General features: G+C 44.2%; 10 protein-coding genes. 7 read left to right on the top strand and 3 right to left on the bottom strand.

All coding sequences use genetic code 11. The annotated features are described in order from the left end of the window. The coding region (locus tag F6K20_RS09915; protein WP_502708827.1) for a MerR family transcriptional regulator at window positions 1-148 on the bottom strand (148 nt) is incomplete at its 3' end. A 449-nt stretch (window positions 149-597) separates the two neighbouring features. On the opposite strand from F6K20_RS09915, the gene F6K20_RS09910 reads away from it, so the two are divergent. Beyond that, window positions 598-1,047: a PPC domain-containing protein gene (locus F6K20_RS09910; RefSeq protein ID WP_008177847.1), complete on the top strand. Its 450-nt coding sequence runs from the start codon at window positions 598-600 to the stop codon at window positions 1,045-1,047. 72 nt (window positions 1,048-1,119) lie between these two features. Here the strand turns inward: F6K20_RS09910 and cobS are convergent, their stop codons facing one another. Further along, window positions 1,120-1,914 (bottom strand): adenosylcobinamide-GDP ribazoletransferase, encoded by a 795-nt coding sequence (gene cobS, locus F6K20_RS09905; protein WP_044491793.1) that lies wholly within the window; start codon window positions 1,912-1,914, stop codon window positions 1,120-1,122. A 418-nt stretch (window positions 1,915-2,332) separates the two neighbouring features. Here cobS and F6K20_RS09900 point away from each other — a divergent pair, with 418 nt between their 5' ends. The 6 genes from F6K20_RS09900 (at window position 2,333) to F6K20_RS09875 (ending at window position 10,430) form a co-directional block, all read left to right on the top strand. Beyond that, window positions 2,333-3,592 (top strand): RNA-guided endonuclease InsQ/TnpB family protein, encoded by a 1,260-nt coding sequence (locus tag F6K20_RS09900; RefSeq protein WP_008177843.1) that lies wholly within the window; start codon window positions 2,333-2,335, stop codon window positions 3,590-3,592. Between the two features lie 790 nt (window positions 3,593-4,382). Further along, entirely contained in the window at window positions 4,383-4,835 is a 453-nt protein-coding gene (locus F6K20_RS09895) for a hypothetical protein (RefSeq protein WP_008177841.1), read from the top strand. 180 nt (window positions 4,836-5,015) lie between these two features. Further along, window positions 5,016-6,140 carry a tRNA guanosine(34) transglycosylase Tgt gene (gene tgt, locus F6K20_RS09890; RefSeq protein WP_008177840.1) on the top strand — a complete coding sequence of 375 codons (1,125 nt, stop codon included), beginning with the start codon at window positions 5,016-5,018 and terminating at the stop codon, window positions 6,138-6,140. A gap of 47 nt (window positions 6,141-6,187) precedes the next feature. Next, window positions 6,188-6,325, top strand: a complete 138-nt coding sequence (locus F6K20_RS09885) for a photosystem II reaction center protein K (RefSeq protein WP_008177837.1) — start codon at window positions 6,188-6,190, stop codon at window positions 6,323-6,325. Between the two features lie 990 nt (window positions 6,326-7,315). After that, on the top strand, window positions 7,316-9,715 hold the full coding sequence (locus F6K20_RS09880; protein WP_008177832.1) for a CHASE2 domain-containing serine/threonine-protein kinase: 2,400 nt from the start codon (window positions 7,316-7,318) through the stop codon (window positions 9,713-9,715). A 31-nt stretch (window positions 9,716-9,746) separates the two neighbouring features. Continuing rightward, window positions 9,747-10,430 carry a YggS family pyridoxal phosphate-dependent enzyme gene (locus F6K20_RS09875; protein ID WP_044491833.1) on the top strand — a complete coding sequence of 228 codons (684 nt, stop codon included), beginning with the start codon at window positions 9,747-9,749 and terminating at the stop codon, window positions 10,428-10,430. 242 nt (window positions 10,431-10,672) lie between these two features. On the opposite strand, the gene F6K20_RS09870 is transcribed toward F6K20_RS09875, so the two are convergent. Beyond that, window positions 10,673-10,870: transposase (locus F6K20_RS09870; protein ID WP_287265468.1), on the bottom strand; the 198-nt coding region annotated here is incomplete at its 5' end.

Genomic DNA, 10,870 nt, shown 5'->3' with positions numbered 1-10,870 from the left:
GGGGCAGATTGTTGAACAGGGGAATAATCCAGAATTTCCCACTTTTATAAGCACCCCGAACCCGACCCTTCTCTAGAAGTTGGCGCAATCGCCGAGAAGAAATACCTAAGAGAGATGCTGCTTCTGTAGTACAAACATACTTGTTCATTTGGTTGCCTTGTTTTAACTCTTCCTATAACAGTATTATATAGGATAAATGAATCATTGACAAGTTCTAGTAAAAAAAATCTCTTCCGAAGTAAATATTGAGGGAAATAACCTCAGTTTGATGTCATAAATTGGCGATTTTTTTGAGGAGAGAGCAGAACAGACTCAAAGCTTTTAATTCCTGGATAAAGTTGGTTATCTCGAAGTGAGGTTGAAATAGCGATCGCGTTGAATTTATGCTTTTTTGTGCTTATAAAATGACTAGAGTAAAGTAGGAAAAATCTCAAAAATTTGGCGGTGGAACATCCCGTCAGCAATAGATTAAGCTGGTTGTATTGTCAGGGGATAGCCTGGGTCTACTTCAATCCCATACTCGACACGACCCTGCTTTTTGAAGGGGGTTAGGGTACAGTGTTAGAAATGTTAGCAACTAAAAGATATCTAGTTTAGATGAGTAAAGCTTTTGCTGCTTGGTTTAGCTGGGTTATACCTGTAGCAGCAACTTTCTTGGCAACGAGCTTAACTGCACCGGTAGCCAGAGCACAAAACCTGTACAATCCGCAGCCGATTTCCCATAGCAAAGAAATTGTTGACACCCTGACTCAAAAAGATATTCCGATCGGGGACGGTGGCTTTGCCCGAGACTATGTAGTAAATCTTGATGCGGGAGACCAAGTTGCCATCGACCTGATCTCAGACAACTTTGACACGATGATCTCTGTGATTGCTTCTGATGGTTCTACGGTAGCGGAAAATGATGATGGACCAGATGGGAGTACTAACTCCTTGTTATTTGCTCGCATCACTGAGACAGATGAGTACATTATCAGGGTGCGTGCCTTTGGCTCAACGGGCGGTGGCACGTTCAGATTAAAGATAACCCGACTTAAACCAATTTAGGGGGTTAGTGGTCGAGTCGGTAAGTACTCGATTAACCAACAGGTCGTCTTTGCCAAAGAATTAGCGAAAGAATTAGTTAAGGATGAGGGTCAGTAAGCACAGAAACAGGGCTTCTGTCCATTCCACCACTGCTCCGTAAGTGTCTCCAGTATGTCCCCCCAGCTGGCGGTGGAACCAGCCGCCAGTCAGTAGAGCGATCGCACATCCTCCGATGGCCATGGTTAAGGAGAACCAAGCATTTGTCGGGTCAAGCAACACTGGCACTATAGATAAACTTAAGACAACGAATAATCCCAAGAGAATATCTTGGGGAATACGTATCCATGGTTTGTGAAATGCTCCTTTACCGGTGGGTCTGAGATAGGGATAAAATGCGATCGCTACTACTTGTCCCCAGCGTCCCCAAGCAGCTGCTCCCATCAAAGCTGCCCACCGATAAGCCCCGATATCAGTTAGGGCAGCTGTTTTTAACAGTAATAGAGTACAGGCTGCCATTGCCCCAAACGCTCCTGTAGCACTATCTGCCATCACATCTAAACGGCGCTGGGGATCTGGAACTGCTAAACCATCCGCTGTGTCTATCACCCCATCTAAGTGTAATCCTCCAGTCAGGGCAAGCCAGCTGACCACAACTACAGCAGAGCGAGTGAATACTGGCATCCCCAACTGTTGCAATAAAGTATCTAATATTACCAGTATCCCCCCAATCAGCAATCCAATCATCGGTGCCCAACGGGCAATGCCCCGAAACTCCATCCCCCAGCTAGCTGGTAGGGGAATACAGGTATAAAAAGTTACAGCACTGCTCATTGAACAGAAAAGTTGACGTCCCCATTGTTTAAATTGTTGTCCGGTAAAATACTTCATGGGTTACTGCTGTTACTGAAATTGATCAGAGTGGGAGAGTTTGAGAGGGAAAATTCATCCCCGACCTAAGAGGACGGGGTATTCTTTTCCCTCTCAAATAGTGTTAATATAAAAAGTAAGGGTCTCAAAAAAAACTGGGTATTGACCCCACTCAGCTACCGACCGTGCGGGGGAAAGTCACGCCCAGGTCGAGAACAGCAACGAGCGTTGTTGTGCAAAGGATACCCCATCCCTCTTCAGGGTGGGGAGGTTCAACTAATCAATTAACCTGGGGGAGCGATAAGACCCGCGCTATATCTGATCTTGTTAGCGCCGGGATACATGGACTCCCCCAGGTTAATTGAGGGGGTTAAACACCCCCTCAATTAACAACATTTAACAGTAGCGCTACAGCCAGTAAATCCTCTAGAATATTAGGATGTTGACTCTGAACTATCGCTACCGAATCTACCCAGACGCCACTCAAGAACAAAGATTAATTGAGTCGATGGAAATTTGTCGCAGTGCTTACAACTATGCGTTGCGGGAGATCAAAGATTGGTGTGATAGTCGCAAATGCTTGATAGACAGATGCTCTCTTGAAAAAGAGTACATCATTTCATCTGAAGCAAAGTTTCCTAACGAAATTAATCAACTGAACAACCTGCCCAACGCTAAGAAAGAATTTCCCAGGCTCAAGGAGGTTCCTTCTCAAGTTCTTCAGCAAGCTATCAAGCAGTTGCACAAAGGTTGGGAGTACTTTCAGTCCCGTGGTTTTGGCTTTCCACGGTTCAAAAAGCATGGGCAGTTCAAGTCTTTGCTGTTCCCTCAGTTTAAAGACAATCCGGTTACGGACTTGCACATCAAATTGCCCAAGATAGGACTGATTCCAATTAACTTGCATCGCCCAATCCCTAACGGGTTTGTGGTCAAGCAAGTGAGAATCATACGGAAAGCTGACCGATGGTATGCATCTATCAACATTCAATGTGATGTCAGTGTTCCAGACCCTATGCCACATGGTCATCCCATTGGCGTCGATGTCGGGCTGGAAAAATTCTTAGCAACAAGTGATGGTGCTCTCGTCAAGCCGCCGAAGTTTTTTAAGACCCTGCAAAGTAGGCTGAAAGTGCTGCAACGTAGGTTGTCTAGAAAGCAGAAACGGTCTAAGAATTACGAGAAACAGCGGATGCAGATTGCTAGACTTCACCACAAAATTGATAACACTCGGAAGGACTTTCACTTCAAACAAGCTCATGCTCTTTGTGATGCTGGAGATATGATCTTCATGGAAGATTTGGACTATCAAACTAGTGCCAAAGGGATGTTGGGTAAGTATATGCTTGATGCTGGGTTTGGACAATTCCGAACCATCGTTAAGTATGTGTGCTGGAAGCGTGGAAAGTTTTTTGGTGAAGTAGATGCCAGGAGGACTTCTCAACAGTGTCCTGAGTGTGGTGGGCAAGTCAAAAAAGACTTGAGTGTTAGAGTTCACAATTGCCCTGATTGTGGGTATAAAACCGATAGGGATGTAGCTAGCGGTCAAGTCATAAAAAATAGAGGGATACAACTGATCAGTACCGATGGACAGTCGGGAATCGAAATTGCCTGTGCAGTCGGTCTACCGGGGGTTGGGGCAACCCAATCTAGGTCAGAGGCGAAACCCCACAAGGGAGCAACCAGGAAATCCTTGAAGTGATTCTTGGAAGCCCGCGCTGTATGCGTAGCATCAGCGCCGGGAGGATGTCACTGAATTTTCCTTTGAGCACCATCGAAAGATTGGGATAGTATGGTGTCATAAGCTGTTGTTATAAGCAGCAAGTTACTCCACCCTATGGGTTAGGTCTCAACAGCAACGGGCTGCCAATCTAGTTAGTTCGTTCCGACCAAAACGGCTCAATCAACATTCCTTGGTAGAAGCGATGCAGCGCCAACAACGGGGAGGCAGTGCGGCCAAAGGGGGTCTCCCCTATGAGCAACTGCCGTGGTTTCCACGGGGCTGACAAGGTGCTCGAATGTGCTCCACACGGCCCCTGGCTATAGCGCGACTGCATCAATAAAAAGTAGTTGGCAATGGGTTGACCCCATTTGGGATATAAGCTGTTGGTGTTCACTCAATAAGGGTAAAACCTTAAACAGGAGTAATCTAGTTGACTAGATTTGACGAGTTTACTGTGAACTATTTAAAGATAAACACCTAACAGAGATTATCCCCTGCATCTATTGGAATTATCTCTTGCTGCTTACTAGGCACCCTTACACCCTTAAACGCTTGTAGGTTTACACGCTTATACGCTTGTATTAACCATTAAGCATGCTTAGATTAGGTATTAAGTACGATAACCATTAACCTTTATTGTTGGTTTTAACCCGTTGCCGTAGCTATGTTCTCATCAATTGGTTTAACCTTTAGGGTTGCCTCGCCAATCAATTAAATATACCAGTTGCATGTCAATATCAGCCCTGAAAAGCATTATAGGCTTTTATCCATGAGTCACCACCAATCTCGACACCAACTCCCAGCTCCTTGCATCATTGAAACTGGCATTATCATCAACAAGCGAGATATGAAACGCTTGCTTGGTGATTTAGGTTGCGTCCGTTACATCCACACTCTCGATGGTCAACTAAAGAACCAGGGGGAAGGGTTAGTTCAGGAAGTATTTGCTGATCCCCATTGCTCGACCCTGATTGCCAATCGGACACTTTACATCAATGTCCATAGTTTTGACTATTTACAACTGAGTCAGTCTCCAACCCAAGAAGCATACTTTGACCTAATTAATGAAAATCGTCAGTTGCGGCTGATTCCGCTGTTGAATCCCTTGCAACAAGAGTGTGTTGATCAACTTCAGGCGGAAGCCCTTGAAGCTATGGTCACACAGGTTCTAAGCGCGAAATGGGATGTGCAAATTGATGATGATGCAGATAGTCCTTTTTAGCTTAGAAGGTTAGAAGGTTAGAAGGTTACAGGTTGATTAATGAAATTCAAGGGTATAAGTATTGGCTTGCTCCAAGTTGGATGCATCTAATACAAAATATCGAAGACGCAAGAGTTTAACCTGGGTTAACCGAATTAGAAGCTATGGTCTAGTTAACGATATTTCAAGACCTAGATCAACTTGAATCAACAGAAAATTAATTTTTCATTTCAATGTCAGGCTTCCTGTAGCCACACTAAGGCAAGAGCTGGGGTGTTTGTGACCCCCCATGGTGTGGTGGAAACTCCCAGGTTTATGCCAGTAGGCACCCTAGCAACGGTAAAAACTCTAACACCAGCCCAGTTAGAGGTAGCTGGGGCGCAAATGGTTTTGGCTAATACCTATCATCTCCATCTGCAACCGGGAGAAGCCATCATTAAACAAGCCGGTGGTCTGCATCGATTTATGGGTTGGCACGGACCAATCTTAACTGATTCTGGTGGCTTTCAGGTGTTTAGCTTAAGCCAGCTCCGTACTATTACTGAAGAGGGGGTGAGGTTTCGATCTCCTCGGGATGGGCGGATGATTGATCTAACCCCAGAACGGTGTATGGAAATTCAGCATGCCTTGGGAGCAGATGTGATCATGGCATTTGATGAGTGTCCCCCCTATCCAGCTGAGCGAACTGAGGTAGAATTAGCAACTCAACGAACCTATCGCTGGCTCAAACGCTGTATTGTTGCCCACAATCGCCCTGAACAACAAGCTTTGTTTGGTATAGTTCAGGGTGGGGTGTACCTAGATTTGCGTCAAAGGGCTGCCGAATCCTTGGTCGAGCTGGACTTACCAGGTTATGCCATTGGTGGTGTCAGTGTGGGGGAACCGCCTGAATTGATTCACCAAATTGTCCAGACAACCGCTCCATTACTGCCATGGCATAAGCCTCGTTATCTGATGGGGGTCGGTACCTACAGGGAAATGGTTTTAGCGATCGCATCTGGCATAGACTTGTTTGATTGCGTTATTCCCACTCGCCTGGGACGTCATGGTAGCGCCTTAGTCCAGGGGGAACGCTGGAACTTGAAAAACGCCCAGTTTCGGGAAGATTTTTCCCCCTTAGATGCCAGTTGTCCTTGCTATTGCTGTCAGAATTTCAGTCGTGCTTATCTGAACCATTTAGTGCGATCGCGTGAATCTCTAGGCTATATGTTACTCTCTCACCACAATGTGACTGAGCTAATTCGGTTTACTCAAGCGATCAGGGCAGCCATCTTAAGTGATCAATTCACTACACAATTTGCTCAATGGCTGTTCACTTCATGTTAAGATACATGTCAATTATTAAATCTGTGTTGGAAAGGAAGATTTAAGATATGGAAGCTGCACTCCTGTTAGGAACATTACCCGAAGCTTACTCTATTTTTGGTCCAGTGGTGGACGTTCTACCAGTCATCCCTGTGTTCTTCTTGCTGCTAGCCTTTGTCTGGCAAGCCGCCGTGGGCTTCCGGTAAACTTCTCCCCCGCTAGAAAACCGGTTTGGCTCTAGGGGTTGGTTTGATCAGAAAATATCTACAAATTTAGACATATCTACCAAAAAGCTCTAGGTTGTGTCAGAAAGGAGTAGTACAAACCCGACGGATGAATCCGGGGGAAAGTAACCTCACTACCTGACCAACGTTTGTCTCTCGGAAGACTATGTGATCAATAATCCCTACGATTCATCCCACCTATGAACCGGTTAGGTCAGGGTGGGATGATGACTTGGCAGGGTTGATGACGGTATAGATTAGCAGTAGGGGTGTACGAACTATCAACCTGCGATTGAAGCCAGGCTGATAGTTATAGGTGTTTTTTGTCTTTTTTTGTCTAACTAATAAGTGACAATAGATAAGCAACGGCGAATTGGAAGTCTTTTCAAGTAGATAACCAAAGCCGAAACTGTACTTGAAGCATGACAGTAGCCAGATTTTCTAGTGTTGATAAAGCAATCAAAAAAAGAAAAGTTGGCGATAGGGCATCCTGTGAGTAGTAAAACTTGCCGATATGTTGGATGAAGACTATCCACCGGTTGTTAAGCTAAAATGCAGGAAGCTGTTTGTATAGGCTAAATGCCAGTTTTTGCTGTCAAAACTATCAATGTAGAATTACCCAAGATATTAGTCAGGTGGGCATCAATAATTGGGATAAGGGTGGTTGACCACGGCGAAGTTGAAGACAAATTTCAGATAATCCGATTGATAGCTTGACACAATAAGCACGACTTGCTTCCTAACCAAAAAAAAGCCAAATGGTAGTGTAAGCAACTTCGCTTCCATTGCTTCTGCTCAATCGATTAAATCGATCGGGAAAATACAAAGAGCAACGTTTCCAACTTAGGTCAGGGCATTGAATCAAGGAATGAGTCACTACTCTACAGGGTGATCGAACCGTTGATCGTATTATTTATAGAATCATCAAGGGTGAACATCAAGGGTGATCGTTTCTAGTAATAACTATTATATATGAGTGCTCAGCTGGTAAAAGTGGCGACAGAAGAGTCACCAAACAAATCAAAACTTATTAGCCCCCAGGTGGAAAATCCCTCCCCCCCGCCCCGAAAATCTGCGAAAGCTTGGTCGCGGCTGAAACGCTTGGGGCAATATGTTGGGATAAACCCAGCATTGGTAGCGAGTTTGGCGGTAACTGGTTTAATGCTAGGGTCTAAGCACCTAGGAATGTTACAGTTTTTTGAGTTAAAGGCTTTCGACCGGATGATAGAGCTGCGACCAGCTTTACCACCCGATGACCGCCTCTTAGTAGTAGAGGTGACTGAGCCAGATTTAAAAGGCACAACAGCTCCAGGAGGGTCTTCAATCAAAGATGCTGTAATGTATGAGGTATTACAGAAGTTGGAGCAACATCAACCCGCTGTCATTGGTGTCGATATCTTTCGAGACAGTCCAGTAGAACCGGGTCATGGCGAATTTTCTGAACTACTGCAAAGTAGCGATCGCATAATCCCAATTTGCTATCGGGGTCAATCAGAAGCATCCAGTGTTGCAGCCCCCCCAAACATTTCTCAGCATCGTGTAGGCTTTGTTAATCTACTTGAAGATCCCGATGGAATCGTCCGGCGGGCTCCATTATTTTTTGACAATACCAGTGATAATACCAGCATCGTGGGTTGCACCACCAGATTATCATTCGGCTTTCAGTTAGCCCGAAGCTATTTGGAACAGCGGGGAATCAAGCCCGAAAACATCTCCCGAAAACAGATGAAGCTAGGAAAAACAGTCTATAACAAGATATCTCCTACTGCTGGAGGTTACCAAAAGGGAGATACGGGAGGCTACCAAATTTTATTGAATTACCGCTCTGCTGATCACCTTGCCGATACCGTTACCTTAACTAAGGTTCTGAATGAGGAGATTGAACCGGACTTGGTCAAAGACCGGATTGTCCTAATCGGGATGAATGCTCCTAGTATCAAAGATGATGACTTCTTAACACCCTACAGTTTTGCTCAAAAAGAAAGCAAGCATATGCAAGGAGTCATGATACATGGTCAAATCGTGAGTCAACTGCTCAGTGGCGCACTTGGAGAGGGAAGAGCACAGTTTTGGTTTTGGTCTGAGTGGACAGAAGGCTTGTGGATTTGGGGTTGGACACTAATAGGGGGCGTGTTAGTTGGGGTAAGCCGCAACACTCGACAGTTAGTACTATCTGAGAGTATTGCTCTAGGTATTTTGCTCGGAACATCCTACCTGCTATTTCTCAACTCAGGATGGATACCTGTTGTGGCACCTGCGTTGGCATTAATCCTTTCGGGTACTGGTGTAATGACTTACACCGGTTACAAGGCTAAACAGGAGAGCATAAAAGCAGAGCAAGAGCGCCGCAAAATTGAAGCCAAAGCTCAAGAACAGGAACAGAACTTGGCCTTGTTACAGGCGTTGTTGAAAGAACAAAACAAAACCATCTCCAGCACTAACACCAAAACTATACCGATACCACAAACCGATTTATCTCAAGAAGATGCCACAGCAATTTGGAACCCAACAGCTGGTGCAGACCCTGATGGCACATCGGTAGAGTACCGACCCGAACATAACCTCCTAGCTGGACGCTACCAAACCAAGCGTGTTCTTGGTTCAGGTGGGTTTGGTCTAATCCATTTAGCAGAAGATACTCAGCGACCTGGTTCACCCCAGTGTGTGGTCAAGCAATTGAAACCGGCTCGTAGCGATCCGCAATTCTTGAAAATTGCCAGACGGCTATTCCGCACTGAAGCAGAAATATTAGAAATCTTGGGTAATCATTTAAAGATTCCTCGACTACTAGCTTATTTTGAAGAAGATAAAGCATTTTACTTAGTGGAAGAATATATTCCCGGTCAGTCCCTGAGTGACGAATTGCCCGTAGATAAACGGCTTGGAGTAAAGGAAGTCGCGGATATCCTGAAAGATATTTTAGAAATTCTTGTCTTTATCCACAAATACGGCGTCATCCACCGGGATATCAAACCTGGCAATATTATCCGTCGTGAAACTGATGGTCAACTGGTACTAATTGATTTCGGAGCAGTTAAACAGATTAAAAGCCCAGAGCAGAGTCAGGAAGAAAATGCTACGGTTGCCATTGGCTCTCGCGGTTATGCCCCACCAGAGCAATTAGCGGGACACCCTAGTTTCAATAGTGATATTTATGCTTTAGGTATGATTGGGATTCAAGGATTAACTGGCATTCGTCCCTATCAATTGCCCATTTCTCCAGAAAGTGGTGAAGTGATCTGGCGTAATCTGGCAGATGTACCTGAAGAATTTGCCCAAATTATAGAAAAGATGGTAACCTATCATTTCGCTGACAGATACCAGTCAGCTGAGGTAATCCTACAAGATTTGTCCAAAGTGATTGGTGGGTGAAGCCATGGAGGAAAAAGGCAAGAGGAAGACTATGGAAAAAATACCTTTAACTATCACTACACCTATTACTGATAATATCCAGCAGATTCTTCAACAGTTAAAGCCTAATGTCCGTTTAATTGCAGTGAGCAAAACCGTATCTGTGGAAAAAATGCGGGAAGCCTATGGTGCGGGAATTCGGGATTTCGGAGAAAATCGATTGCAAGAGGCTTGTGCTAAGCAGGAGCAGTTAAAAGATTTAGAGGGGATTTCCTGGCATTTTATCGGTCACTTACAAAAAAATAAAGCTAAACTAGCTGTTCAAACAATGGACTGGATCCATTCCGTTGATGATTTAAAGTTAGCCCAGAGTTTAAATCGGCGGGCTAATGAGTTAAATAAACGACCTAAGGTTTGTTTACAAATTAAGATATTGCCCGATCCTAATAAATATGGTTGGTCTGTTGAGCAGTTATTAGAAACGTTACCAGAATTGGAAGCTTGCGATTCCTTAGATATTCAAGGGTTAATGACAATTCTTCCCTTGGAGTTATCGGAAGCTGAAATTTTTGATGCATTTGTAGAAGTTGCTAAATTCAAGGAACAGCTTAATCAAACAACTCAGTTAAATTTAAAAGAAGTGTCAATGGGAATGTCGGGAGATTATTTGCAGGCTATTAAAGCAGGAGCAACGATGATTCGCCTAGGAAGCAAGATTTTCGGAAAACGTGAATAATTTTTGAGCATTTTTAATGGTATTTTGCGCTGGGACCCCGGTCGGGTTTACCGAGAAGCGTCAACGGGCACCAATAAATCGGTCAAATTGGCTAAATACTGCAAAATTGGCTAGCCTTACCATACCTAAGACCAGACAATAAAGGAGGTCGGAGTTGGATAGGAATAGGTGCTCGAAGAAATGTTTAACTTGAACTTAGTGGACTTGGAAACAAATACTACAAATACTAAGCTGTTGCGCATTTAAACTGTGATAACAGCATTGCCTTTGTTTTTTATTTTTCGTACCCATTTTATAATTAACCCTCCTTCATTTAAAAGATGATTTAACAAACATTCTAATTCTTCAATTGATTTGAAAACTCGATTGGCAATATATTCTTTTGCTGAATGCCAAACCAATTCAATTAAGTTATAATCAGGACTATACTCGGGAAGATA

The organism is Moorena sp. SIO2C4 (genome assembly GCF_010672485.1).
Classification (GTDB): Bacteria; Cyanobacteriota; Cyanobacteriia; order Cyanobacteriales; family Coleofasciculaceae; genus Moorena; species Moorena producens.
Note: the sequence above shows the minus strand (reverse complement) of the source record. Positions and strands in the feature narration are given on the sequence as shown.

What these genes read in the sequence shown, in the direction of transcription:
- F6K20_RS09910 (WP_008177847.1), top strand. Translation starts at nt 598, where the DNA reads ATGAGTAAAGCTTTTGCTGCTTGGTTTAGCTGGGTTATACCTGTAGCA.
- cobS (WP_044491793.1), bottom strand. Translation starts at nt 1,914, where the DNA reads ATGAAGTATTTTACCGGACAACAATTTAAACAATGGGGACGTCAACTT.
- F6K20_RS09900 (WP_008177843.1), top strand. Translation starts at nt 2,333, where the DNA reads ATGTTGACTCTGAACTATCGCTACCGAATCTACCCAGACGCCACTCAA.
- F6K20_RS09895 (WP_008177841.1), top strand. Translation starts at nt 4,383, where the DNA reads ATGAGTCACCACCAATCTCGACACCAACTCCCAGCTCCTTGCATCATT.
- F6K20_RS09885 (WP_008177837.1), top strand. Translation starts at nt 6,188, where the DNA reads ATGGAAGCTGCACTCCTGTTAGGAACATTACCCGAAGCTTACTCTATT.
- F6K20_RS09875 (WP_044491833.1), top strand. Translation starts at nt 9,747, where the DNA reads ATGGAAAAAATACCTTTAACTATCACTACACCTATTACTGATAATATC.
- F6K20_RS09880 (WP_008177832.1), top strand. Translation starts at nt 7,316, where the DNA reads ATGAGTGCTCAGCTGGTAAAAGTGGCGACAGAAGAGTCACCAAACAAA.